Here is a 25,324-nt window from a genome sequence, read left to right as displayed (position 1 = left end):
GGGCCGCGATTTCCTCCGGTTCCTGAGCGAGCGCGGCGTGACGAAGATCCACTGCGCGCAGCAGTGCCGGCAAAGGCCCGGGGAAATGCGCGCACGTCGATCCGGAAAGGACCGGATCCATTCTTCTCGGATTCCCGCCGGCATGACTCGGCCCGGCCCCGAGGCCCTCGAGGCGAGAGAAAGGGCGAGGGGCGGCGAAGCCGCCCGCCCCTCGCCAGGTGCGGATCGGTTACCCGAAAACCGTCCGCAGAAGCCGGAGATCGTCCGCCTACCCTGTGGCGGAGATCCGGCCGAACGCGAAGCGTTGCAAGAAAGAGTCTTCCGGGTCGCAACCCCGAAGTCTGTAGGTATTTTGGGGGACAAATCCGGACAGAGGCGAAAATCCTCCGGAATGACGCGGAAACGGCGGAGAATCAGCCGGAGAAACGACCCCAGGGAATGTCGCGTCGCAGTGGCGCGCGCAGGCCGCGCTGACCGCGCGACCACACCGACACGTGCCGCTCGGCCGCGAGTGTTCCGGCCTCCTCGGCGACGAACGCCTCGGAGAGCACGGCCATGAGCGCGGCCAGCTCCTCCTCGGTCGCGTGGCCGCTGCGCACCTGGATCTCGATCGGTTCGGCCGACTCCTCCGCGCTCACAGCGGGATGTTCCCGTGCTTCTTCGGGGGCAGCTCCGCGCGCTTGCCGCGCAGCGCCCGCAGCGCCTTCGCGATCGAGACGCGCGTGTTGGCCGGCTCGATGATCCCGTCGATCTCGCCGCGCTCGGCCGCGAGGAACGGGCTGGTCACGTTGTACGTGTACTCGTTCGCCAGGCGCGTGCGGACCGCGGCGACGTCTTCGCCGGCCTCCTCGGCCCGCTTGATCTCGCCGCGGTAGAGGATGTTCACGGCGCCCTGGCCGCCCATGACCGCGATCTCCGCGGTCGGCCAGGCGAGGTTGATGTCGGCGCCGAGCTGCTTCGAGCCCATCACGATGTACGCGCCGCCGTAGGCCTTGCGCAGGATCACGGTGACCAGCGGCACGGTCGCCTCGGCGTACGCGTAGATGAGCTTCGCGCCGCGTCGGATCACACCGGTCCACTCCTGGTCGGTACCGGGCAGGTAGCCCGGGACGTCCACCAGCGTGACGATCGGGATCGAGAACGCGTCGCAGAAGCGCACGAAGCGGCTGGCCTTCTCGCCGGCCTCGATGTTGAGGGTGCCGGCCATCTGCGACGGCTGGTTGGCGATGATGCCGACCGAGCGGCCCTCGACCCGGCCGAACCCGATCACGATGTTCGGGGCGAAAAGCGGCTGCACCTCGAGGAACTCGCCGTGGTCGACGACGTGCTCGATGACGGTGTGGATGTCGTAGGGCTGGTTCGCCGAGTCCGGGATGATCGTGTTCAGCGTGCGATCCGCGTCGGTCGTCTCGAACTCGAAGCCGCTCTCGTACGTCGGCAGCTCGGCCATGTTGTTGTCCGGCAGGAAGCCGAGCAGGGTCCGCGCGTAGTCGATCGCGTCGTCCTCGTCCTCGGCCAGGTAGTGCGCGACACCGGAGCGGGTGTTGTGCGTGTACGCGCCGCCGAGCTCCTCCATGCCGACGTCCTCGCCGGTGACCGTCTTGATCACGTCGGGGCCGGTGACGAACATCTGGCTGGTCTTGTCGACCATGATCACGAAGTCGGTGAGCGCGGGGCCGTACACGGCGCCGCCGGCGGCCGGACCCATGATGATCGAGATCTGCGGCACGACGCCGGAGGAGCGCGTGTTCAGACGGAAGATCTCGCCGTACTTGCTGAGCGCGAGCACGCCCTCCTGGATCCGAGCGCCGCCCGAGTCGAGGATGCCGATGACCGGAACCCCGTTCTGCAGCGCGAACTCCATGATCTTGATGATCTTGTCGCCGGAGACCTCGCCGAGGGAGCCGCCGAAGGTGGTGAAGTCCTGCGAGTAGACCGCGACCGTGCGGCCGTTGATCGTGCCGACGCCGGTGACGACGGAGTCGCCGTAGGGACGGTTCTTGTCCATCCCGAACGCCGTGGTGCGGTGGCGCACGTACTCGTCGAACTCGACGAAGCTGCCCGGGTCGACGAGCAGCTCGATGCGCTCACGGGCGGTCATCTTGCCCTTGGCGTGCTGCTTCTCCTTGGCCTTCGCCTCGGCGGCGACGACGGCCTCGTCGTAGCGGAGGCGAAGGTCGGCGAGCTTGCCGGCGGTCGTGTAGAGGTCAGGCGTGTCCGTCACGGTCTCCACATTAGCGGCGGGGCCCGTCGGCTCGTTGGATGCCCGGCACAACGAGATCGGCGATCCTCTGTGCGGACCCTCCGGGCATCCGTGCCTCCCGACCGGGCGCTCCGCGTGCTGAGTAGGGTGACGGCATGGACTTCCCGCACAGCGCCGCAGCAGCCGCCCGCCTCGAGGTGCTCGCCTCGACCGGATCCACGAACGCCGACCTGCGCGCGCACGCGGACGACGAGTCGGGGTGGCCGCACCTGTCCGCGATCCTCACCGAGGATCAGGTCGCCGGGCGGGGAAGGCTGGACCGGAGCTGGACCACGCCCGCCGGCTCCGCGATCGCCCTGTCCGTGCTGCTGCGCGTCGCGGGCATCCCCGCCGCGGAGCGAGGCTGGATCCCGCTCGCCGCCGGGCTCTCGATGGCCGACGCGATCGTCGCGCAGTTCGAGCCCTCGCGCGCGGCGGAGGTCGGCGTGAAGTGGCCGAATGACGTGCTCGTCGGCGACCGGAAGATCTGCGGGATCCTCGCCGAGGCGACCGGGCCGGATGTCGTCACCGTCGGATCCGGCGTGAACACCGCGATGACCGCCGAACAGCTGCCGGTGCCCACGGCCACCTCGTTCGCCGTGGCGGGGGTGCAGGCCGACGTCGATCTGCTCGTCGCCGGGTACCTCGCCCGGCTGGACGGCTGGATCGCGGGGCTCGCCGAGCACGGGTCGGCGGTTGCGAGCGGGCTGCGCGATGCGGTCGTCGCGCGCTGCGTCACCCTCGGCCGCACCGTGCGGGTCGTGCTGCCGGGCGACGCCGAGCTCGTCGGCGAGGCGACCGGCATCGGCGAGGACGGCTGCCTTCTCGTGACGGCGAACGGATCCGAGCACCGCGTCGCGGCCGGCGACATCGTGCACCTGCGGCTCGCCTGACCCTTCGCGGTCGGACGTCAGCCCGATGAGCGGCCGAGCAGGGAGAGGCGGCTGAGCGCCCGCTCGAGGGAGACGGGCGGCACGGCCGAATCACGAATCCGCTCGGCGAGGGCCTCGGCGCGCACGTCGAGCCGCACGTCGCGGTCGTGGAGCACGTCGATCAGATGGCAGAAGCGGAGCAGGGGCTCGCGTCCGACCGTGGCGAGATCCGGGACGTCCTCGAGGAGGACCGCATCCGTCCGCTCCGCGAGCCAGAGGTACTGCAGCGTGCCGAGCGGTGCGCCGCAGAGCCCGTCGAAGGAGGCCCGGATCCGGTCGCCCGAGTGCTCCCGCACGGCGATCGGGATGCCGGTGCCCGTCGTCAGCACGGTGTCCGCGGCGGGGGAGGGATCGGCCAGGATCCATGACCCGCTCGCGAACCCGGTCGCGGGGCGGCCTGCGGCGTCGAGGCCGCGATAGTCGATCCCGGCGCCGATCGGGATGACGTCGAGGTGCTCCTCGATGAGCCGGATCGCCGGGACGAAGCGCTCATGCCAGAGGCCCGGCATGAGCTGCGACGGCGCGTCGTTGGACGTGGCGATGAGGAGCACGTCGCGGGTCAGGAGATGCCGCAGCACGGCCGTGAGGTAGACGGCGTCGGCGACGTCGTGCACGTGGAACTCGTCGAAGAGGAATGCACGGGCATCGCCCACGAGGTCGGAGATGACGTGGTCCAGCGGCGCACGTGCCGCGGGAAGCGCCGCCTGCAGGTCGCGGAAGAAGTCGTGGAAGTGCACGCGGCGCTTGCGCCGAGTGGGCAGCGCCGCGAAGTACGTCTCGGCGAAGAGCGACTTGCCGCGTCCTACGCCGCCCCACAGGTAGGCGCCGTGGGCGTGCGGCGCCTCCAGCACCGCGACAGCCGACTGCTGCGCGGCGTCGAGCACGATCCCGTCCGGGAGGCGCTCTGCGAGGCGGGTCGGTCGCACGGTCAGCCGGTGCGCCGCGATCGTCGTGTCGTCCTGCATGCGGCCGGGCCTCAGGCCCGGTGCAGCCGCGCGTGAAGGCGGCGCACCTCGTCGGCGAACTCCTCGACCGGGCCCGCGGTCTCCACCCCGGGCGCGATCGCGGTGATCGGGAGCACGGCGACGGGCCCGGCGGGGATGCCCCACTCCTCGAGCCATGCCGCGAGCTGCGCGGATCCGGTCGCGTACACGATGCGGCCGAGGCCGACCCACGCGTGCGCGGCCGAGCACATCGGGCAGTGCTCGCCGGAGGTGTAGACGACCGCGGTCGTGCGCTCGGCGGGGGTGAGGTTCTCCGCGGCCCAGCGGGCGATCTCGAATTCGGGATGACGGGTCGCGTCGCCGTCCTTCACGCGATTGCGGTCCTCGAAGAGCACCCGGCCTTCGGCATCCACGATGAGGGATCCGAACGGCTCGTCGCCGTCCGCCAGAGCCTCGGCGGCGAGGTCGACGCAGCGGCGGAGCAGGGCGCGCTCGGTCTCGGTGGGGGTGTGGAAGGAGGTCATGACTTCGAGCGTATCCGCCCCGCGGTCGCCGGGTCCGGGCCCGTCGTGCTCCACGTCGTCGGAGCGACCGGGTGCGCTCACGCCGCGACGGGTTCCGTGCGCGCCCGTCCGCCGAGGCGGGGCGTGCGGCTCGGATCGACGTGGGGAGGCGGGATGAACCACACCTTCGCGCGTGTCCCGATCCCGTCGATCCTGATGTCCCATCCGACGTCGTGGATCAGATGATGGCAGGTCTCACACAGCAGCACACCGTTCGACAGGTCGGTGGGGCCGTTGTCCCGGGCCCACCAGCGGATGTGGTGGGCCTTCGTCATCCCCGGCGGAAGTCCGCATCTGGCGCAGCCGCCGTCGCGTTCGGCCAGCGCGAGCCGCTGCGCCGTGGTGAAGAAGCGGACCCTGCGGCCCCAATCGAGGATCTCGCCTCGGGATCCGCAGACCCACGGGATGACCCCGCCCGCCGCTGCCATCCGGCGGACGGTGGTGATGCCGACCGGCTGTTCGATCCCGTCGATGAGTCCCGCCCCGGTGCCGTTTCGCAGCTCGTCCAGACCGACGCGGACGATCACGGTTGCGCCGCTCAGCGAGTCCTCGCTGTCGCAGCTCAGCGCGTGCGCGGCGAGATGCACGAGCGCGTCGGCCTGGATCTGCCGGACCGTCCTGCGGTCCGCGTCCGGGGCGTCCGGATCGCGGCCGTCGCGCTTGGCGGCGAACTCCGCCGACACGTAGCCCTGGATCGCGGTCTGCACCGCTGCCGCTCGCTCCGGATCGAGGACCGCGGTCAGGTGCAGCATCCCGCCGCGCTGGAACATCGACACCGAGGCCTGGCTTCGGAGGTCGTCCTCCCGCGGTTCCACGCCGTCCGGATCGAGGTGGGCTTCGAGGCGTGCGAGCATCCTTCGCACCTCGTCCAAGGAGAGGCCGGGCGCCTTCTCCGCCAGGAGGACCTCCGCTTCGGCGACGCGGTCGCGGCCGGCCCTCAGGAGCATCCGGTCGAGGAAGGTGACGATCAGATCGGCCGTCGCGGCGCCGATCCGCCCCACCGCGAGCGCGCGACGGACGTGCGGGAGCTTCGCCGGCAGCACCTCGCCGATCAGGTTCGTGCGCGGCGCCGTCGCCTCGCCGACCTTCATCAGCCGGGCCGCATCGCCCGTCGAGGATCCGGTCGTGGAGGCGATGAACAGGGCAGGATTGCGGAATCCCTGCTGCTTCGCAAGCCCGTCGGGACCGAGCTCCCGCCGGGACTCGTGCGCGATTCCCGCCGCCACCTCGGCGTGCACGGCCTCCAGCCGGCGACGGGTCAGCCCGATCGCCTCGTTCGCCGCGATCAGCCGCGCCCGGGACAGCGTCGATCCGCCCTCGGCGTCCGCCCAGGCCCGCTCGAGAAGCGCGACTGCTTCGAGGAGCGGGGCGAGGCTGCTGGACATGGCCTCAGCATAGCAAGATTCGAACATATATTCTAGTATTCTTCAGGATCTTCGCGCGGGTCGGGGACCCTCGCCGACTACCCTGGAAGGCGATATGGCACATCTTCTCGGGGCCGAAGGCCTCCACCTCGAGTTCCCCACGCGCGTGGTCTTCGACTCCGTCACCCTCGGCATCGAGGAGGGCGACCGCATCGGCATCGTCGGTCGCAACGGCGACGGCAAGTCCAGCCTGCTGGCCATGCTCTCCGGCCGGCTGGAGCCGCACGCCGGCCGGGTCACCGTGCGCGGCGGCACGCGGATGGGCGTGCTCGACCAGGCCGACGTGCTCGACGACGCGCTCACCGTGGGGCGGGCGATCGTCGGCGACACCCCCGAGCACGAGTGGGCCGGTGACCCCAGGGTGCGCGATGTGATCGACGGCCTCGTCCGGGATCTCGACTGGGAGGCGTCCGTCGCCGACCTGTCCGGCGGTCAGCGCCGGCGCGTCGCGCTCGCGCAGCTGCTCGCGGGGGATTGGGACATCGTCGCCCTCGACGAGCCCACGAACCACCTCGACGTCGAGGCCATCACCTGGCTCGCCGCGCATCTGAAGCGGCGCTGGGCCGCGAACCAGGGCGCGCTCATGGTCGTCACGCATGACCGGTGGTTCCTCGACGAGGTCTGCACCGAGACCTGGGAGGTGCACGACCGCATCGTCGAGCCCTTCGAGGGCGGCTATGCGGCGTACATCCTGCAGCGCGTCGAACGCGACCGGATGGCCGCGGCGACTGAGGCCAAGCGGCAGAACCTCGCCCGCAAGGAGCTGGCCTGGCTGCGCCGCGGTGCCCCGGCGCGCACCTCGAAGCCGAAGTTCCGGATCGACGCCGCGAACGCCCTCATCTCCGATGTGCCCGAGATCCGCGACCGGATCGCGCTGCAGTCCCTCGCCGTCTCCCGGCTCGGCAAGGACGTCGTCGACCTCATCGACGCGGGCGTCACGTTCCCGGCGACCGGATCCGCCCCCGAGCGGGAGGTGCTGCGCGAGGTCGAATGGCGGATCGCTCCGGGCGAGCGGACCGGGATCCTCGGCGTCAACGGCGCCGGCAAGTCGACCCTGCTCAGCCTCGTCGCGGGCACGGTCGCGCCGACCTCGGGGCGCGTCAAGCACGGCAAGACCGTGCAGGTGCGCACCCTCACCCAGCGCCTCGACGAGCTGCAGGACGTGTGGGACGAGCCCGTCCGCGTGGTGATCGGGCGCCTGCGCACGACGTACACCTTCGGGACCGGATCCAAGGCCGCCGAGCTCACGCCCGGGCAGCTGCTGGAGCGGCTCGGGTTCACCTCAGCACAGCTGTCCACGCCTGTCAAGGACCTCTCCGGCGGGCAGCAGCGCCGGCTGCAGCTGCTGCTCGTGCTGCTCGACCAGCCCAACGTCCTGATCCTCGACGAGCCCACGAACGACATGGACACCGACATGCTCGCGGCGATCGAGGACCTGCTCGACTCCTGGCCGGGCACGCTCCTCGTGGTGAGCCACGACCGGTACTTCCTGGAGCGCGTCACCGACCAGCAGTACGCGATCCTGCACCACCGCCTGCGGCACCTTCCGGGCGGGGTCGACGAATACCTGCGGCTGCGTGCACTCGAGGACGCGGCGCCGAAGGGCGCCGCCCCGGCCGAACCCGCCCCTGCGCAGGGCATCACGCCCGCGCTGAGCGGCGCGGAGCTGCGCACGGCGGAGAAGGAGCTCGCCGCCCTCGAACGCCGGATGCAGAAGCTCAACGACGCGATCGGGAGCGCCAAGCACGCCCTCGCCGATCACGACCAGTCCGACTACGCCGGGCTCGGTGAGAAGATGAAGGCCATCCAGGAGCAGCAGGACGAGGTGGACGAGCTCGAGCTGCGCTGGTTCGAACTCACCGAGCAGATCGGCTGACCCGCTCCGCTCCGATCCGCCCCGCGGATCCGCCCCACGCCGACGAGAGGCAGCGACGATGAACCTCCGCCACCTCGAGTACTTCCTCGCGATCGTTGAGCACGGCGGGGTGCACCGCGCCGCCGAGGCGCTGCACGTCGCCCAGTCCTCGATCTCGCAGACCATGCGCGCGCTGGAGAAGAGTCTCGGCGTCGAGCTGTTCCACCGGGTCGGGCGGGGCATCGTGCTCACCAGTGCGGGGGAGGGCCTGGTCGGATCCGCCCGGGCGATCCTGCGCGAGGTCGAGAACGCGCAGCGCGTGGTCACCGACATCGCCGCGGCGCGCGCCGGGCACCTGGACATCGCGTGCCTGCCGGAGCTCGTGACGGATCCGGTCTCCAACTGGATCGCGGGTTTCCTGAAGGTGCATCCCCAGGTGCGCTGCCGGGTCGAGCAGAGCCCGGACGTCGGGCGGGTCACCGAGATGGTGCGCGACGGCACCAGCGAGGTGGGCTTCGTGAGCGTGGCGAGCGCCGACGACCTGGAGTACATTCGGCTCGTCGAGCAGACCTATGTGCTGCTGTGCCCGCCCGGCAGCGAGGAGAAATGGCCGGATCCGGTGCCGCTGGCGATGCTGCGCGACGAGCTGTTCGTCTTCGGCGACCGCGAGTCGGGCGTGCGCGAGGTGATCGAGTCCACCCTGCGCCGGCACGGGGTGGAGCCCAAGGTCGTGCTGGAGGCCCGTCAGCGCGAGGCGGTGCTGCCGCTGGCGCTGTCCGGGCGGGCGATGGGCATCGTCCCGCTGCGCCTCGGCGCCACGTTCTGGCAGCGCGGCGGGGTGGTGCGGGAACTGGACCCGGCGATCTCGACCTCGATCTACCTGGTCAAGCGCCCCGGGCCGCTCACCGTGGCGGGTGCCGCGCTGCTCGCCGCGGCGCAGGCGTCGCTGCACTCCTGGGTCGCGGCGGTCGAGGCCGACGACGCGACAGCGGTGCCGCTGGTCGAACGCGCCGCGGCCGAGATGGCGCAGTGGGACGCCCGCATGGCAGCGGACGCGTCGCTCTGACGGGGAGCGCGACGATCGATAGGTGATTACGGTCAATCCGGTCCAATTCTTGTATTGGACGTGATCGGTCTCTTCTTCTTGGATGGATCCATCGAGATGTGATCCGCATCTCGGTCGACGAGGACCAGCGGCACCGACCGGCAGGTCGGAGCCCCCCAAGAGTCAAGGATGACCATGTCTTCACACGCAGTGACCGCCGCCGCGACGGCGCCCGGACGCCCGGGCAGGAGGATGACGCCGGTGCGCGCGTGGACCATCACGCTGCTGCTCGCGATCTTCCTGTTCTTCAACTACTCGGACAAGGCGCTGATCGGCCTCGCCGGCACCCACATCCAGCACGACCTGGGCCTGAGCGCGCAGCAGTTCGGCGTGATCCAGAGCGGCTTCTACTGGCTGTTCGCCGCCGGGGCGCTGCTGCTGGGCGCGCTTTCCAGCAGGATCAAGCTGCGCTGGTACCTCGCCGCGCTGATGCTGGTCTGGGTCTCGACCATGATCCCGCTGCTGGGCGTCATCGGATTCGGCACGCTGCTCGCCTGCCGCGTGATCCTCGGCTTCGCCGTCGGCCCCGCATACGCGCTCGCCAACCACTCGGTGCAGCTGCTCTTCCCCGCCGAGAAGCGCGCCCTCGCCTCGGGCGTGGTCACCGCCGGATCCTCGCTCGGCCCGCTCGTGATGGCGCCGGTGCTCTCCTGGATCATCGTCCAGTGGAGCTGGCACACCGGCTTCGCCGTGCTCGCCGTCGGCGGTATCGCCTGGGCGCTCGCCTGGCTCGTCTTCGGCGGATCCGCGCACGACGACGGCGGCACGGGCGAGCCCGCCGCGCTCTCGCCGCGCGCCGCCGCACGCGCCGCCAAGAGGGCGCAGAAGAAGGCCGCGATCGCCGCGACCGTCCCGGCGCACGTGCCCTACCGCGTGCTGCTCGGTACCAGCACGGTGATCGGCGTCGCGCTGCTGAACTTCTTCAGTTACTGGTCCACCAGCCTCAAGGTCGCCTGGCTCCCGGTGTATCTCGCGGACGGCCTCGGCTACGACACCATCACCGTCGGCCGCCTGGTCGCGCTTCCCTTCGCGACCGCCGCGGTCTTCTCGATCCTGGCCGGGTGGGTCTCGAACCGGCTCTACGCCCGCGGCTTCTCCCGTCGCGTCTCGCGCGGCTACCTCGCCGGCGGCCTGGTCGCCGGGTCCGGCCTGGCCATGTGGGGCTTCACCCTGGTTCCCGTCGGCTGGTTCCAGCTGACCCTGGTCGCCCTCGCGTTCTCGCTGAACACCGCCTCGATCGGCGTGGGCTTCGCCGCCCTCGGCGACATGATCAACCCGAAGAAGCGCGGCGGCATCATGGGCGGCATCGTCGCCCTGTCCAGCCTCGCCGGCATCGTCTCGCCGCTCGTGCTCGGCTTCACCGTCGGCGGTGCGAGCAGCAGCCCCTCGGCGGGCTACGACGCGGGTTTCGCCGTCATCGGCCTCATGATCGCCGGCGGCGCCATCCTCGCCACGATCTTCATCCGCCCCGACAAGGACCTCGACCGCGTCAACGCGTGGGCCGCCAGGCACGGCGAACTCGGCGCGAAGGGCGACGGGAAGGCCGTGGCGACGACCGCCGCGGACGCCGCCGCGACGGAGGACGACTGATGTCGCGGCCGCTCGAGGGAGTGCGGGTGATCGACTTCGGTCAGTTCATCGCCGCCCCCGCCGCCACCCAGCTGCTCGCCGACATGGGCGCCGAGGTCATCAAGGTCGAGGCGCACTCGGGTGACGCCGCGCGCTCGATCGGCGTGCACGGCGAGGCCATGATCAACGCCTTCAACCGCGGCAAGCGCAGCATCGTGCTGGACCTGAAGTCCGCCGACGGACTGGCGATCGCCCGGCGCCTGATCGCCGCGGCCGACATCGTGGTGCAGAACATGCGTCCCGGCGTGATGGCCTCGTTCGGCCTCGACGGCGAGACGCTGCTCGCCGAGCATCCGCACCTGGTCTACGCCGGCATCTCGGCCTTCGGCACCGCCGGGCCGTCGAAGATGCGGTCGGGGCTCGACATCACGGCGCAGGCCGAGAGCGGCCTCATGCACATGACCGGCGAGCCCGACCGCGACCCGCAGAAGGTCGGCGCGCAGATCGTCGACGCGGCCACCGCCTACGCCGCCGCGGCGGCCGTGCTCGGCGCGTACGTCAACCGGCTGCGCACCGGCAGGGGCGACATCGTGGAGACGTCGCTGCTCGAGGTCGCGATGCACCTGCAGGCGCCGATGATCGGGGCGTTCCTGGCGAACGGCGTCGAGCCCAAGCGGGTCGGCAGCGGTCAGCCCACGGTCGCCCCCGCGGCCGACATCATCACGACCGCCGACGGCGCCTTCATCCTCTCCGCCTACTCGCAGACCCACTTCGCCAGGCTGTGCACGCTGATCGGCCGCGACGATCTCGCCGTCGACGAGCGCTTCGCCACGAACGCCGCCCGGGTGCGCAACCGCCCGGCGCTGCTGGACGAGCTGCGCGCGGCGTTCGCCGAGCGCACCACGTCGTCGGCACTCGAGCTGCTCACCGGCAACGGCCTGGTCGCGGGCCGGATCAGCACCTACACGGACCTCACCCGCAGCGAGGACGTGCGCGCCATCGGGATCCTCATCGACACCGACGGCGCCCTCGGTCGCGTCGGGACGGTGGGCTCGCCCTACACGATCGGCACGGACACGCGCCGCCCCGCCGCCGGAGCGCCCGCGCTCGGCGAGCACACGGCGCAGATCCTCGCCGAACTCGATTACAGCCCCGCCGAGATCGCCTCCCTCTCCCACGCCGGCGCCATCGGCCCGGTCGACGCCCAGTAAGGAATCAGCACCATGCGACGCACCATTTTCGACGAAGACCACCACGCGTTCCGCGAGGCCGTGCGCGACTTCATGCGCAGCGAGGTCGTCCCGCACATCGACCAGTGGGAGAAGGACGGATCCGTCCCGCGCGAGGTGTTCCGGCGCACCGCCGACCTCGGCATCAACGGCCTGCAGATCCCCGAGGAGTACGGCGGGGGCGGGATGGACAGCTTCCTGTTCAACATGATCGCCTTCGAGGAGATCGGCTACGCCGCCGCCTCCCTGGGCGGGCTGCAGGTGCACCTCAACACCGTGCTGCCGTACTTCCTGCATTACTGCAACGACGAGCAGAAGCAGCGCTGGTTCCCCGGCTTCGCCGACGGATCCCTGATCGCCTCGGTCGCGATGACCGAGCCGGGCACCGGATCCGACCTCGCCGGCATGAAGACCACCGCCGTCCGCGACGGCGACGACTTCATACTCAACGGCGCGAAGACGTTCATCACCGGCGGCATCAACGCGGACCTGGTCATCGTCGCCGCGCGCACCTCCCGCGACGACGACGACCGCCGGCACGGCCTCACCCTGCTCGTGGTCGAGGACGGCATGCCCGGCTTCATCAAGGGCCGCAACCTCGACAAGCTGGGCCTGAAGTCCTCCGACACCGCGGAGCTGGCGTTCCAGGACGTGCGCGTGCCCGCGGCCAATGTGCTCGGCGAGGTCGACAAGGGTTTCGGGATGCTCGGGAACAACCTCTCCCAGGAGCGGCTGTCGATCGCGATCACCGCGCAGGCCACGGCCACGGCCGCGCACCGCCTCGCGCTGGACTACGTCAACGAGCGCCTCGTCTTCGGCAAGCCGGTCGCGCACTTCCAGAACACGAAGTTCGTGCTCGCCGAGTGCGCCACCCAGCTGCAGGCAGGTCAGAGCATGATCGACCAGGCCGTCGTCGCGCTGGACGAGGGCACCCTGACGCCGGCCGACGCCGCGATGGTGAAGCTGTTCGTCACCGAGGCGCAGGGCAGGATCATCGACCAGTGCCTGCAGCTGCACGGCGGCTACGGCTACATGCGGGAGTACGCGATCTCGCGGCTGTACGCCGACGCCCGCGTCAGCCGGATCTTCGGCGGCACGAACGAGGTCATGAAGGTCGTCGTCGCGAAGTCGCTGGGGCTCTGAGATGCGGATCGCCGATTCGCACGTCGTCGTCACCGGCGGCGCCTCGGGCCTGGGCCTGGCCACCGCCGAGCGCCTCCACCGTGCGGGCGCCACCGTCACCATCCTCGACCTGCCGCAGTCCGCCGGCACCGAGGTGGCCGCCCAGCTCGGCGAGCGCGTGCGCTTCGCCGGCGTCGACATCACCAGCGAGGAGCAGGTCTCCACCGCGTTCGCCGAGGCCGCCGCCGCGCGGCCGGTGCGCGCACTGGTGCACTGCGCGGGCCGTGGCCGCCCGATGCGGATCCTCGACCGCGAGGGCAACGCCGCACCGCTGGGTGACTTCGCCGGGATCGTCGACCTCAACGTCGTCGGCACGTTCAACGTGCTGCGCTTCGCCGCGCAGCACATGGCGAAGAACGAGCCGCTCGACGGCGACCGGGGCGTGGTCGTGCTCACCGCCAGCGTCGCCGCGTTCGAAGGCCAGATCGGGCAGATCAATTACGCCGCCTCGAAGGCCGCGATCGTCGGCATGACCCTGCCCGCGGCCCGCGACCTCGCGAAGGTCGGGATCCGGGTGTGCACGATCGCCCCCGGCACCTTCGCCACCCCGCTGCTGCTGAACGCGGGCCGCCCCGACATCGTCGAGTCGCTCGCCGCGTCGATCCCGCACCCGAGCCGCCTCGGCGACCCGGACGAGTTCGCGGCGCTCGCCGAGCACATCATCTCCAACGGGATGCTCAACGGCGAGACGATCCGCATCGACGGCGCGATCCGCATGGCGCCGCGCTGAGCGACCGCCGCCCGAGAAGAACCGTCAGAGAAGAAGAGAGTCATCATGCGTGATGCAGTCATCGCCACCGCGGTACGCAGCCCCGTCGGCCGCCGCAAGGGCGCCCTCGCCGGTCTGCACCCGGTCGACCTGTCCGCCGCCGTGCTCAACGCCCTGGTCGCCAGGGCCGGCATCGACCCGTCCGTCGTCGACGACGTGATCTGGGGCTGCGTCGGCCAGGCCGGAGAGCAGGCCAGCAACATCGGCCGCAACGCCGTGCTGTCCGCCGGCTGGCCGGTCACCGTGCCCGGCACCACCGTCGAGCGTCAGTGCGGATCGAGCCAGCAGGCCATCCACTTCGCTGCGGCCGCGGTGATCTCCGGGCAGAACGACATCGTCGTCGCCGGCGGCGTGGAGAACATGACCCGGATCCCCCTGGGCACGGCCCGTCGCAACGGTCCGGGCGACCCGTTCAGCGAGCAGCTGCTGGCGAACGTCGGGGCGTCCGAGCTCAACCAGGGCCGCGGTGCGGAGATCCTCGCGAAGCGCCACGGTCTCAGCCGCGAGTGGCTGGACGAGCTCGCGCTCCAGTCGCACCAGCGCGCCGCCGCCGCGCAGGACGCCGGGCACTTCGCCGAGGAGATCGTGCCGATCATGACCGAGGACGGCGTCTTCTCCGCCGACGAGGGCATCCGCCGCTCCTCGACGATCGAGGCGCTGGCGGCCCTGGCCCCGGTCTTCGGCGAGGACGGGCGGATGACCGCGGGGAACTCCTCGCAGATCTCCGACGGCTCCAGTGCGGTGATCATCACCACCAGCGAGAAGGCGCGCGAGCTCGGTATCACCCCGCTCGTGCGCGTGCACGCGACCGCCGTGGTCGGCTCGGATCCGATCGCGATGCTGGACGCCCCTGGCCCCGCCACGCACAAGGTGCTGTCGCGCGCCGGGCTCGGCATCGACGACATCGGCACGTTCGAGGTGAACGAGGCGTTCGCGAGCGTCGTCGGCGCCTGGTTCGCCGACACCGGGGTGTCGCGCGAGAAGGTCAACCCGGACGGCGGCGCGATCGCCCTGGGCCACCCGCTCGGCGGATCCGGCGCGCGCCTGACCGCGACGCTGGTGCATCGCATGGTGCGCGAGGGGCACCGCTACGGCCTGCAAACCATGTGCGAGGGCGGCGGCATGGCGAACGCCACGATCTACGAGAACCTGCAGATCTGAGGCCACAGCCGTGACAGAGCAGAACGTCGCTGCGGCCGCGCCCGCCGCCGTGCGCGACGCCGCGCCCGGAGCCGCCGCCGCGGAGGAGCCGCTGCGCCGCGAGGTCCGCGATCGGATCCTCGTGCTGACGCTGAACCGTCCGCACGCGAAGAACGCCGTCAACCTGGCGCTCGCGACCGCGCTCGCCGGGGCCCTGGAGGAGTTCGATGCGGACCCGCAGCTGCGGGTGTGCGTCGTCCGCGGCGCCGGCGGCAGCTTCTGCGCCGGCATGGACCTCAGAGCGTTCGCGGCGGGGGAGGTCCCGATCGTCCCCGGCCGCGGGTTCGGCGGCGTGGCCGAGCGCACCGCACGCAAGCCGGTGATCGCGGCCGTCGACGGGTTCGCCCTCGGCGGCGGATTCGAGATCGCGCTGGCCTGCGACCTCATCGTCGCCGGCGAGGACGCCCTGTTCGGCCTGCCCGAGGTGACCCGCGGCATCACCGCGAACGGCGGCGGACTGCTGCGACTGCGCGAACGGATCCCCTACCACGTGGCGATGGAGCTCGTGCTCACCGGCCGCAGGATCTCGGCCGCGGAGGCCGGTGCGCTGCACCTGGTGAACCGGGTCACGGCCGCCGGCGCTGCCCTGGACGGTGCGCTCGCGCTCGCCGCCGAGATCGCGAACAACGCGCCGCTGGCCGTGCAGGCCTCGAAGGAGGTTCTGCTGCACGCGGCGGACTGGCGTCTCGAGGAGCGCTTCGAGAGGCAGCGCGCCGTCACGTCGGCGATCCGCGGATCCCGCGATGCGGCCGAGGGCGCGAGGGCCTTCGTGGAGAAGCGCGATCCGGTGTGGACCGGATCCTGATGACGAGCATGTGCAGAAAGGCGAGCCGATGAAGATCGTGGTCCTCGTGAAGGAAGTGCCGGACACCTACGGCGAGCGCACGCTCAGCCTGGAGACCGGGCTCGCCGACCGCGGCGCATCGGAGGCGGTGATCGACGAGATCGGCGAGCGCGCACTCGAGGTCGCGCTCGCGCACGCCGACGCCGTCGACGGTGTCGAGGTGTCGATCCTCACGGTCGGCCCCGACTCGGCGACGACCAGCATCCGCAAGGGCCTCGCGATGGGCGCGGGCACGGCGACCCACGTCGCCGACCCCGCACTCGTCGGCGCCGACCTGGGCCTGACCGCCGAGGTGATCGCGGCCGCGCTGCGCGCCGACGGATGGGACCTGGTGATCGCCGGCAACCAGTCCACGGACGGAACCGCGGGGATGCTCCCCGCCATGGTCGCCGAGCTGCTCGCGGTGCCCGTGCTGACCGACCTCGGCACCGTCGCGATCGAGACCGGCGCCGTCTCCGGCACCCGTGCGGGCGACGAGGCCGTAATGCAGGTGCGGGCGGAGCTGCCGGCGGTGATCTCGATCACCGAGCAGCTCCCGGACGCGCGGTTCGCGAACTTCAAGGGCATCATGGCGGCCAAGAAGAAGCCGATCGCGGTGAAGACCCTCGGCGACCTGGGCATCGACGCCGAGGACATGACGGCCTCGCGCGCCATCATGATCGGGATCTCCGCGCGCCCGCCGCGGCAGGCCGGGGTCAAGGTCGTCGACGACGGCAGCGCCGTCGCGCAATTGACCTCGTTCCTGATCGAGAACCGGCTCGTCTGAGCCCGCGTTCCGGCAGGCAGACACACATTTCACGGACCGCAGGGGATCACATCATGGAATTCGCAACGGACTCGATTCTGGTGCTGCTGGACGCCTCGCCGAGCGGAGCGCCCGCGAGGTCGTCGGGGGCGCTGCTGGGCGCGGCCGCGCTCGTCGGCACGCCGGTCGCGGTCGTCCTCGGCGACGAGAGCGCGGCGGCCCAGGCGGCCGGTCTCGGCGCGGTCCGTGTGCTGCGCGCGGCTTCCGGGACCGCGCCCGTCGACGCGCTCGCCGCGGCCGCCGCGCAGGTGCACCCCGAGGCGGTGCTGGTGTCGCACTCGAACGCCGGGCGCGAGGCCGCCGCCCGCTTCGCCGCGCGCACCCGCTCCGGGCTGATCTCCGACGCGGTCGGCGTCGCGCGCGACGACGAGGGCGTGACCGCGGTCAACGCGGCCTACGGCGGGGCGTACACGGTCAGGTCCGCGGTGACCTGGGGCGCCCCGGTGATCACGGTGCGCCAGGGCGCCGTGGACGCGCGCGCCACCGCCCAGCCGCTCGTCGAGGCACTGCTCGAGGTGCCCGCGAGCGAGGTCCGCCCGGTCGCGGTGCTCTCGGTCGAGCCGGTGGTCGCGGCCGGTTCCCGGCCCGAACTGCGCGGCGCGAAGATCGTCGTCGCCGGCGGTCGCGGGCTCGGGTCCAAGGACGACTTCGTGCTCACCGAGCATCTTGCCGACGCGTTCGGGGCGGCCGTCGGGGCATCCCGCGCGGCGGTCGACGCGGGCTGGGTGCCGCAGAGCCACCAGGTCGGCCAGACCGGGGTCTCGGTCGCGCCGCAGCTCTACGTCGCGCTCGGCATCTCCGGGGCGATCCAGCACAAGGCCGGCATGCAGACGTCGAAGTTCATCGTGGCCGTGAACAAGGACGCGGACGCGCCGATCTTCGAGATCGCCGACTTCGGGATCGTCGGCGACGTGCACGAGGTCGTGCCGCAGCTGGTGTCGGCCCTCGAGGGGCTGCGGGCGTGAGCGCGACGACGATCGAGCGCGGCATCCGGCAGGGTCTGCCGCGCGTCGCCGGGGGCGCGCCCTGGCCGCCCGTGGGCCCGGCCTGGCCGGGCGCGGGGACGGCCACGGTCACGGCAGCGGTCTCCGCTCCCACGGTCGCCGCCGTCGCCGCCGTTGAGGCGGTGTGCTCGCCATCACCTGCTGTTCCCGCCGCGACGCCGGTCTCCTCCGCGGTCGGGGCGGGTGAGACACCGCTTCGACGCGGCCTGCCGCGCGAGGCCGGGGGAGCGCCCTGGCCGCTCGCAGGATCCGCCCCGATGACGGCGAAGACGCCGGGGACGACGCCGGCGACGGCGCCGGCGACGGCGGATCCGGTCCTCGCGTCCGCGGAAGCGGATCCGATCGCCGTGCCGGCCCTCGCCGACCCCCGCCCTGCGCCCCTGACGGCGCGAGAGCACCGCGCGGTCGCCGGGGCGACCGCGGCCGCCCCGGCGACCGCGGACCGTTCCGAGACGACCCCCGCCCCCGCGCCGGTCGTCCGCGGCACGACGCGAGGGCAGCGGGCGAAGCGCATCGTGCTCGGCGGCCTCGGCGCCGTTCTCGGACTCGGCGTGCTCGTGCTCGCCGCCCGCGGCGTGACCACGCTGCCCGGGGTGCCCGCGTTCCTGGAGCGCTTCCCCGGCGCCTACCAGCCGGCCCCGCAGCCGGACCCCGGCTTCGCGCCGTGGGTCGGCTGGACGCACTTCCTCAACCTCTTCTTCATGGCGCTGATCGTGCGCACCGGTCTGCTGGTGCGCCACCAGCAGAAGCCGCCGGCCTACTTCGCCCCGCGCTCCGGCGGCAACAAGATCAGCATCCACCTGTGGCTGCACACCGCCGTCGACCTGCTCTGGATGCTGAACGGGGTCGTCTTCGTCGTGCTGCTGGCCGTCTCGGGGCACTGGGCGCGACTGGTTCCGACGAGCTGGGACGTCGTGCCGAACGCGATGTCGGCGGCGCTGCAGTACGCGACGCTGGACTGGCCCACCGAGAACGGCTGGGTGAACTACAACAGCCTGCAGCAGCTCATGTACTTCGCCGTGGTGTTCGTCGCCGCGCCGCTCGCCGCGATCACCGGGGTGCGCATGAGCCGGTGGTGGCCGCAGAACGCGGGGCGGCTGAACAGGCTGTACCCCGCGCCGCTCGCGCGCCGGATCCACTACCCGGTGATGCTGTTCTTCGTCGTCTTCGTGATCGTGCACGTGTTCCTCGTGCTCACCACCGGCGCGCTGAAGAACCTCGGGCACATGTTCGCCGGATCCGATCAGGCCGGCCTGGGCGGGCTGTGGCTGTTCCTGGGCGCCCTGGTGCTCACCGGTGCCGCCGTGGCGGCCGTGCGCCCGCTGCTGCTCGCCCCGATCGCCGGACTGTTCGGCAGGGTCAGCGAGCGGTAGGGCGGCCGCATCGTCATAGTGGGTCTCACCACAGCCGGGTCGGCGGGGCGAGGTGTAGAAATGGGGTGGGGGTGCGCGACGAAGCGCCCGCGTCCGAACGCCCTCAGCCGATCACGAGCGCGTTCGCGCGTGCGGCTCTTCGACACATCCCCCACCGGAAGGACCCCTGCCCATGAGCAACGGACTTGACGTCTTCAACGCCTACCCGACCGAGGAGCTCACGGAGATCCTCTTCGAGTCCTGCCACCTTCCCGTCCGCCGGTTCGCCGACGCCGTCACCGCCGCGCGTCCGTACGACAGCGTCGACGCCCTCGTCGCGACCGCGCAGGCGCAGGTCGCCGACCTCACCGAGGACGAGGTGCGCAGCGCCCACAACGGCCTGGACCGGATCGGCATCGTCTACACCGGCAACGACGCGGAGTCCCGCTGGTCCCGGGACGAGGAGGGCGGGATCGCCCAGGACGCCGAGACCGCGAAGGCCTTCGACGATGCGAACCAGGCCTACGAGGACCGTCACGGCCACGTGTTCCTGATCTGCGCGACCGGCCTCAGCGGCGACGAGATCCTGTCCGAGCTGCACCGCCGGACCGCGCTCGACGACGCGGCCGAGAACGAGCAGATCAAGTCCGAGCTGCGCGGACTGATGAACGTGCGCCTGCCGAAGATCCTGGGCGCCCTCGCGTCGGCCTGACCGCCGACGCACCGCCGAACGACGAGGCGGGGTGCGGGAGAGTCGATCTCCCGCACCCCGCCTCCGTGTCGTCGGGCGACCGGATCAGCCCAGTTCGCGGGCGATGCGCGCGGCCGTCTTCTGCAGCAGCGGGACGCGGCGGGTGATCTGCTCGACGTCGTGCACCATCCGGATCGCGGTCATCGACAGCGCGCCGACCACGCCGGCGGGCGTCCGGATCGGCACGGCGACGCAGTTGACGAAGTCCTCGAACTCGGCGTCGTCGACGGCCCAGCCGCGGGCGGCGACGATCTCGAGCTCGGCGTCCAGGGCGGCCCTGGTCGTGATCGTCCGCTCGGTGTGCGGGGTCCAGTCCGTGTCCGCGAGCAGGGCGTCGCGGCGCGGGACGTCGAGGTCGGCGAGGATCGCCTTGCCCACGGCGGTGCAGTGCGGCAGGACCCGGGATCCGATGCGCGAGTACATCCGCACCCCGGCCGGATCCTCGACCTTGTCGACGTACACGATCGTGTCGCCCATGAGCGCGGCGACGTGCAGGGTGTTGCCGAGGACCTCGTGCAGCGCCCGCACGTGGGCGGACGCCGCCTCGCGGAGGTCGAGGTTGTCGAGCGACGCCTGCGCGAGCGAGACCAGGTGGAAGCCCAGTGTGAACGTGCCGTCCTGGCGCCGGCGCGCGTAGCCGACCTCCTCGAGGGACTGCAGCTCGCGGAACATCGTGGACCGGTGCAGACCGAACTCCTCGGCGAGCTGGGCGACCGTCTTGGGGCGGGTGGCGATCGCATCGAGGATGGCCGCCGCGCGCTTCACGCTCTGTGACATCGCGGCCGCCTAGAAGAAGGTGCGCACGAGTTCGACGACCCGGTCGGATCCGGCGGACTCCACGACCGGCAGGAAGTGCCATTTGTCGAAGGCGGTGCACGGGTGCGAGAGCCCGAGCCGGACCACGTCGCCGATCGCGACGGCGGTCTCTCCCGGCCTCAGATACGTGTGCTGGTCGTTCATCGCCGCGACCGCGGCGCCGGGCAGCGGCTGTGCCGGCGCGCCGAGGTCGACGGCGACCTGCTGCGGTTCCGGCAGGCCCTCGTCGAACGGGAAGTCGCGCTTGCCGCCGTCGATCAGTGCGAGGCCGGGCTCGGGGTGCGAGACGACCCGGGCGAAGCCGTGCATCGCCGAGCGCAACCGGCCGCCGGTCTCGTCGGCCGCCGAGCGGTCGAGGGGCGAGATGCCCCGGTAGAAGCCGTCGTCGTGGACGATGTAGGCGCCGGATCGCAGCGTCCACCGGGTGCGGGCATCGGCGGCGATCGCGTCGGCCCAGACATCGGCGACGAAGTCGAAGTAGGCGCTGCCGCCCGCGGTCACGTAGACGTCGCCCTCGTCGTACAGGTCGCGGAAGGCGGCGTGCACGGCCAGCTGATCGCCGAGGTATCCGCGCACGGCGTCGATCGCGGCGGGGGAGCGGTCGTGACCGAGGCTGCCCTCATACCCCGCGACGCCGGCGAGCCGGAGCACATCCGATGCGGCGATGCGCCGCCCGATCCCGATCGCCTCCTCGACGCTGCGGGCGCCGGTGCGCCCGCCCGGGGCGCCGAGCTCGACGCACACGTCGACCGGACGCGGGGTGCCGGCCTCGCGGAGCACCTGCTCCATGCGTTCGACCGTCCGGATCGAGTCGGCCCAGCTGACGAACCGGAAGCCGGGGTCGGCGAGCTCGCCGGCGAGGTAGTGCAGCGACCGCTCGTCGACGACGCTGTTCGCGAGCAGCAGCGAGTCCGCGCCGAACGTGCGGGCGACGCGGATCTGCCACATCGTGGCGAGGGTGATCCCGGTGCAGCCCGCGTCGAGCTGGCGCTGCCAGAGCGCCGGGGCCATCGTCGTCTTGCCGTGCGGCATGAGGGACAGTCCGCGCGCGGCCGTCCATCGGGCCATCACGTCCAGGTTGCCGCGCATCGCCTCGTCGTCGAGGGCGATGATCGGCGTCCAGAACTCGGACAGCCGCGGCTCGGTCGCGAGGAACTGGTCCACGGTCAGTCCGACGGCGCGGTCGGGGAGCCCCTTGTCGCGCGCGGTCAGGCGCTCGGCGCCCAGTTCGTCCAGCTGAAGCGGTGCCATGCGTCCTCCGAGCGGGTGTCGACGCGGATGCGGATCGCATCGCGTGTGACTGCCGATGCTACCGACTCGGGTCATGCTGTGCAAATAGTGCAACGGCTGTTGCAGATACCGCTCAAGCGCGCCATGATCGCGGAGATGGATGCTGACACTGTCCCCGCGCTGATCGCCATCGGCGAGACCATGGCCATGATCGCCCCGTTCGACACCGAATCCCTGCTCACCGCGCAGGACGTGCGGCTGAGCATCGGCGGCGCCGAATCGAACGTGGCGATCCACGTCGCCGCACTGGGCGGATCCGCGTCCTGGGTGAGCGTGCTCGGCAACGACGTGCTCGGCCGGCGGGTGCACCGGGAGATCTCCGATCACGGCGTCGACACGCGCTGGGTGACCTTCGACGGCGTGGCCCGCACGGGCGTCTACTTCAAGGACCCCGGCCGGGGCGTGCTCTACTACCGGGCCCGATCGGCGGCCTCGCGGATGAGCCCGGCCACGATCGCGCACGTCCCGCTGGAGCAGGCGCGGATCGTGCACGTGTCCGGCATCACGCCCGCGCTCTCCGCGGACTGCGCCGCGCTGATCGAATCCGTGATCGCCCGGGTCGCCGCGAGCCCCGCGCTGCTGAGCTTCGACGTCAACCACCGGCAGGGTCTGTGGACCGCCGAGGGTGCGGCCCCGGTGCTGCGCGACATCGCGAACCGGTCGGATCTCGTCTTCGTCGGCCGCGACGAGGCCGAGACCCTGTGGGGCTGCCGGACGGCGGACGACGTGCGCGAGATCCTGCCCGGCCCCGGGCGCCTGATCGTGAAGGACGGGGACGTCGGCGCCACCGAGTTCTCCGCCGAGGGCAGCGTGTTCGTCGCGGCGATCCCGACCACGGTCGTCGAACCGGTCGGCGCCGGGGACGCATTCGCCGCCGGCTATCTCGATGGCCTGCTGCACGGCCGCACTCCGCGGGAATGCCTGCAGGGCGGGCACGAGCGCGCGCACCTGGTGCTCCAGTCGACGAGCGACGGCGCGCCCGCCGCACGATAGGGGATCCGACATGCCCGATCTGCGCGCGCGCCTCGCCTTCGTCGACGCCCTGCTCGACTACCAGATCGACGTCGTCGCGGCCTCCCGCGTGGTCGCGGAGGGGACGGCGGTGCTCGTCGACACCCGCCGGCAGGAGTCGTGGGACCACGGGCACGTCCTTGGCGCCCTGCACCTGCCGTCCACGGCACCGGACGCGTTGCCCCGGGACCGGACCCTCCTCGTCTACGGCTGGGGGCCGGGGTGCAACGGCGCCACGGTCGCGGCGCGGGATCTGCTCGCCGCCGGGTTCGATGTGCGGGAGATGATCGGCGGCTACGAGTACTGGGCGCGCAACGGCTTCCCGGTCGTGCGCGGCGGCGAGGTCGTGCGCATGACCCCCGATCCGCTCGTGACGGCCGAGACCGGCCCCGAGAAGGACTGATCCGCGGAGCTGGATCCCTCCCGCTCCGTACGGCACGGGAATACAGTGGCAGTGCGCGGCGCTGTGCCTTCCGCGGGCGGCGCACGTCGTCGCGCCAGCGAGCTCGGGAGGCGTCGATGCAAGGACTCGAGGTCACCGTCCTGCTGGGGTTCACGATCCTGGCGGGCGCCCTGTTCGCACCGCGCCTGCGCGTCGCCCTCCCGCTCGTGCTCGTCGTGCTCGGCCTGCTGCTCGGCTTCGTCCCGGCCCTGCGCGCCGTCCAGCTCCCGCCCGAGACCACGCTGCTGCTGTTCCTGCCGGTGATGCTGTTCTGGGAGAGCCTGACCACGTCGCTGCGGGCGATCCGCCGCGACTTCCGCTACATCCTGCCTATGAGCACGCTGCTCGTGGTCGCGTCCGCGTTCGGTGTCGCCGGCATCGGACTGCTGTTCGGCCTGCCATGGGAGACCGCGCTCATCCTCGGCGCCGCCGTCGCGCCGCCGGACGCGACCGCCGTCGCCGCACTCGGCCGACTGCTGCCTCGGCGGATGTTCATGAAGCTCAAGGCGGAGAGCCTCACCAACGACGGCACCGCGCTCGTGCTGTACGCGATCGGCATGTCGCTCGCGGTGGGCCGGCACGTCACTCCGCTGAGCGTGACCTGGACCGTACTGGTCTCCTACGTCGGCGGGATCGCGGCCGGGGTCGCGGTCGCCGCGCTGGGCTACCTGCTGCTGCGCTCGATCGCCTCGACCATCGTGATCAACACGACGCTGCTGCTGATCCCGTTCGTCGCGTTCCTGCTCGCCGAGCTGATCGGGGCCTCCGGGGTGCTGGCCGTCGTCGTCGCCGGCGTCATCATCGCCTACGTCTCGCCGCGGGTGACCACGGCCCCCTCCCGCCGGCAGGCCGAGTCCGCGTGGCCGTTCGGCGTGTTCCTGCTCAACGGATCCCTGTTCGTGCTGATCGGGCTCGAGGTGCAGTACGTCGTGCATCAGACCTCGGTGGGGGCGATCGGGCGCCTCGTGCTGGTCACGCTCGCCGTCTGGGTGGTGCTGCTCATCGTGCGCTACCTGTTCCAGCTGCTCAGCGCACCGTTCCAGCGGCATCCCGGACCACGTCCGCCGCGGGGCGTGCGCGCGCGCTCGCGCGTGCTCACCACCATCGCCGGCATGCGGGGTGCGGTGTCCCTCGCGATCGCGCTGTCGGTCCCGGCCGGGACCGTGGCCGGCGGTGCGCTGGACGGCCGCGACGAGGTCGTCTTCGTCACCGCCGGGGTGATCCTGCTCAGCCTGCTCGTGCAGGGCACGATGCTGCCCGCGATCGTGCGCTGGGCGCGGATCCCCGCGGATCAGGCCGAGGTCGAGGAGTACGAGCTCGCCGAGCGGTCGATCTCCGGTGCAGCGCTCGCCGTGCTGGATGAGCTCGCGGTCGAGCACGGCGTGAGCGACGAGGTGCGCGACCGGATCCGGTTCGAGGGGTACCAGGCGCTCGAGTACGCGAATGCGCGGACGTTCGCCCGGGAGCAGGCGCTCGTCGACGCCGAGGTGGACGCCCTGGACAAGCTGCTGGGCGAGCCGGATCCGCTCGCCGCGGCCGGCGGGACGGACGGGATCGGCGGCACGGGCGAGGACGGCGTCGACACCGTCGACGCCACAGGCACGGCCCCGCCTCGCCGGACGATCATCGAGGGCGCGACGCTGCAGATGATCGCCGCCTCGGAGGACGTCGATCTGATGCAGCGCTCGCCGCTGATCCGGCACGAGGAGTTCACGCGGCTGAAGCTCGCGCTGCTCGATCGCAAGCGCGAGGTGCTGCTGGGGCTGCGCCGCTCCGGCACGGTCGACGACCTCGTCGTGCGGCGGATCTCGGCGCGCCTCGACCTCGAGCAGCTGCGCCTGCAGGGGCTCGAGGACTTCGACTGACGCTTCCCGCCGCCGGTCCCCGCCCCCGGTGCCGACCGCTTCGGCAGGCGCGGCGACCGTTCCCCGGCCGGCTGTGACGGCGTGTGACGAATCGATTCGGCGGGACCGGATACCACTAATACCGTGACGG

Annotated in this window: 23 protein-coding genes; 16 read left to right on the top strand and 7 right to left on the bottom strand. The window is 71.7% G+C overall.

Annotation, left to right across the window (positions count from 1 at the left end):
• Nucleotides 1–413: 413 nt before the first annotated feature.
• Nucleotides 414–638: an acyl-CoA carboxylase subunit epsilon gene (locus tag RBR11_RS11320; protein ID WP_308489446.1), complete on the bottom strand. Its 225-nt coding sequence runs from the start codon at nucleotides 636–638 to the stop codon at nucleotides 414–416.
• A complete protein-coding gene (locus RBR11_RS11315; RefSeq protein WP_373889794.1) occupies nucleotides 635–2,224 on the bottom strand; it encodes an acyl-CoA carboxylase subunit beta in 1,590 nt (529 codons plus the stop codon). Before RBR11_RS11315 ends, RBR11_RS11320 begins: the two co-directional genes overlap by 4 nt.
• Before the next feature lie 134 nt (nucleotides 2,225–2,358).
• On the opposite strand from RBR11_RS11315, the gene RBR11_RS11310 reads away from it, so the two are divergent.
• Nucleotides 2,359–3,135, top strand: coding sequence for a biotin--[acetyl-CoA-carboxylase] ligase (locus RBR11_RS11310; protein WP_308489444.1), 777 nt, complete (start codon nucleotides 2,359–2,361; stop codon nucleotides 3,133–3,135).
• 17 nt (nucleotides 3,136–3,152) lie between these two features.
• Here RBR11_RS11310 and zapE read toward each other — a convergent pair whose 3' ends face one another.
• The 3 genes from zapE to RBR11_RS11295 form a co-directional block, all read right to left on the bottom strand.
• A complete protein-coding gene (gene zapE, locus RBR11_RS11305) occupies nucleotides 3,153–4,139 on the bottom strand; it encodes a cell division protein ZapE (protein ID WP_308489443.1) in 987 nt (328 codons plus the stop codon).
• An 11-nt stretch (nucleotides 4,140–4,150) separates the two neighbouring features.
• Entirely contained in the window at nucleotides 4,151–4,642 is a 492-nt protein-coding gene (locus RBR11_RS11300; RefSeq protein WP_308489442.1) for a nucleoside deaminase, read from the bottom strand.
• Between the two features lie 77 nt (nucleotides 4,643–4,719).
• Nucleotides 4,720–6,066, bottom strand: coding sequence for an HNH endonuclease signature motif containing protein (locus RBR11_RS11295; RefSeq protein WP_308489441.1), 1,347 nt, complete (start codon nucleotides 6,064–6,066; stop codon nucleotides 4,720–4,722).
• Nucleotides 6,067–6,160: 94 nt separating this feature from the next.
• Between RBR11_RS11295 and RBR11_RS11290 the strand changes: the two genes are divergently transcribed.
• The 12 genes from RBR11_RS11290 (at nucleotide 6,161) to RBR11_RS11235 (ending at nucleotide 19,731) form a co-directional block, all read left to right on the top strand.
• On the top strand, nucleotides 6,161–7,981 hold the full coding sequence (locus tag RBR11_RS11290) for an ABC-F family ATP-binding cassette domain-containing protein (protein WP_308489440.1): 1,821 nt from the start codon (nucleotides 6,161–6,163) through the stop codon (nucleotides 7,979–7,981).
• Nucleotides 7,982–8,039: 58 nt separating this feature from the next.
• Nucleotides 8,040–9,026 carry a LysR family transcriptional regulator gene (locus RBR11_RS11285; RefSeq protein ID WP_308489439.1) on the top strand — a complete coding sequence of 329 codons (987 nt, stop codon included), beginning with the start codon at nucleotides 8,040–8,042 and terminating at the stop codon, nucleotides 9,024–9,026.
• Between the two features lie 174 nt (nucleotides 9,027–9,200).
• Nucleotides 9,201–10,655: an MFS transporter gene (locus tag RBR11_RS11280; RefSeq protein WP_308489438.1), complete on the top strand. Its 1,455-nt coding sequence runs from the start codon at nucleotides 9,201–9,203 to the stop codon at nucleotides 10,653–10,655.
• On the top strand, nucleotides 10,655–11,845 hold the full coding sequence (locus RBR11_RS11275; RefSeq protein WP_308489437.1) for a CaiB/BaiF CoA transferase family protein: 1,191 nt from the start codon (nucleotides 10,655–10,657) through the stop codon (nucleotides 11,843–11,845). Before RBR11_RS11280 ends, RBR11_RS11275 begins: the two co-directional genes overlap by 1 nt.
• Before the next feature lie 12 nt (nucleotides 11,846–11,857).
• Nucleotides 11,858–13,006: an acyl-CoA dehydrogenase family protein gene (locus RBR11_RS11270; protein ID WP_308489436.1), complete on the top strand. Its 1,149-nt coding sequence runs from the start codon at nucleotides 11,858–11,860 to the stop codon at nucleotides 13,004–13,006.
• Nucleotide 13,007: 1 nt separating this feature from the next.
• Complete coding sequence (locus RBR11_RS11265; protein WP_308489435.1) at nucleotides 13,008–13,775, top strand: SDR family NAD(P)-dependent oxidoreductase; 768 nt, start codon at nucleotides 13,008–13,010, stop codon at nucleotides 13,773–13,775.
• A 45-nt stretch (nucleotides 13,776–13,820) separates the two neighbouring features.
• Entirely contained in the window at nucleotides 13,821–14,975 is a 1,155-nt protein-coding gene (locus RBR11_RS11260) for a thiolase family protein (protein ID WP_308489434.1), read from the top strand.
• Between the two features lie 10 nt (nucleotides 14,976–14,985).
• Nucleotides 14,986–15,819: a crotonase/enoyl-CoA hydratase family protein gene (locus RBR11_RS11255; protein ID WP_308489433.1), complete on the top strand. Its 834-nt coding sequence runs from the start codon at nucleotides 14,986–14,988 to the stop codon at nucleotides 15,817–15,819.
• Between the two features lie 28 nt (nucleotides 15,820–15,847).
• Nucleotides 15,848–16,624, top strand: coding sequence for an electron transfer flavoprotein subunit beta/FixA family protein (locus RBR11_RS11250; protein WP_308489432.1), 777 nt, complete (start codon nucleotides 15,848–15,850; stop codon nucleotides 16,622–16,624).
• A gap of 53 nt (nucleotides 16,625–16,677) precedes the next feature.
• Nucleotides 16,678–17,628: an electron transfer flavoprotein subunit alpha/FixB family protein gene (locus RBR11_RS11245; protein ID WP_308489431.1), complete on the top strand. Its 951-nt coding sequence runs from the start codon at nucleotides 16,678–16,680 to the stop codon at nucleotides 17,626–17,628.
• Nucleotides 17,625–19,040, top strand: coding sequence for a cytochrome b/b6 domain-containing protein (locus RBR11_RS11240; protein WP_308489430.1), 1,416 nt, complete (start codon nucleotides 17,625–17,627; stop codon nucleotides 19,038–19,040). The genes RBR11_RS11245 and RBR11_RS11240 overlap by 4 nt, the downstream gene beginning before the upstream one ends.
• Before the next feature lie 172 nt (nucleotides 19,041–19,212).
• Entirely contained in the window at nucleotides 19,213–19,731 is a 519-nt protein-coding gene (locus RBR11_RS11235; protein WP_308489429.1) for a 2-oxo-4-hydroxy-4-carboxy-5-ureidoimidazoline decarboxylase, read from the top strand.
• An 84-nt stretch (nucleotides 19,732–19,815) separates the two neighbouring features.
• On the opposite strand, the gene RBR11_RS11230 is transcribed toward RBR11_RS11235, so the two are convergent.
• Together RBR11_RS11230 and RBR11_RS11225 are read right to left on the bottom strand one after the other, a co-directional pair.
• The gene (locus RBR11_RS11230) at nucleotides 19,816–20,547 is read right to left on the bottom strand and encodes an IclR family transcriptional regulator (RefSeq protein ID WP_308489428.1); all 732 of its coding nucleotides are present in this window, start codon (nucleotides 20,545–20,547) and stop codon (nucleotides 19,816–19,818) included.
• Between the two features lie 9 nt (nucleotides 20,548–20,556).
• A complete protein-coding gene (locus RBR11_RS11225) occupies nucleotides 20,557–21,837 on the bottom strand; it encodes a type III PLP-dependent enzyme domain-containing protein (protein ID WP_308489427.1) in 1,281 nt (426 codons plus the stop codon).
• Nucleotides 21,838–21,972: 135 nt separating this feature from the next.
• On the opposite strand from RBR11_RS11225, the gene RBR11_RS11220 reads away from it, so the two are divergent.
• The 3 genes from RBR11_RS11220 (at nucleotide 21,973) to RBR11_RS11210 (ending at nucleotide 25,194) form a co-directional block, all read left to right on the top strand.
• The gene (locus RBR11_RS11220; protein WP_308489426.1) at nucleotides 21,973–22,869 is read left to right on the top strand and encodes a sugar kinase; all 897 of its coding nucleotides are present in this window, start codon (nucleotides 21,973–21,975) and stop codon (nucleotides 22,867–22,869) included.
• A 10-nt stretch (nucleotides 22,870–22,879) separates the two neighbouring features.
• Complete coding sequence (locus RBR11_RS11215; RefSeq protein WP_308489425.1) at nucleotides 22,880–23,290, top strand: rhodanese-like domain-containing protein; 411 nt, start codon at nucleotides 22,880–22,882, stop codon at nucleotides 23,288–23,290.
• A gap of 116 nt (nucleotides 23,291–23,406) precedes the next feature.
• A complete protein-coding gene (locus RBR11_RS11210; protein WP_308489424.1) occupies nucleotides 23,407–25,194 on the top strand; it encodes a Na+/H+ antiporter in 1,788 nt (595 codons plus the stop codon).
• Nucleotides 25,195–25,324: the final 130 nt, after the last annotated feature.

Origin of the sequence: Microbacterium capsulatum (assembly GCF_030865425.1) — a bacterium.
Lineage (GTDB): Bacteria > Actinomycetota > Actinomycetes > Actinomycetales > Microbacteriaceae > Microbacterium > Microbacterium capsulatum.
This window is presented reverse-complemented; position numbering and strand designations above follow the sequence as displayed.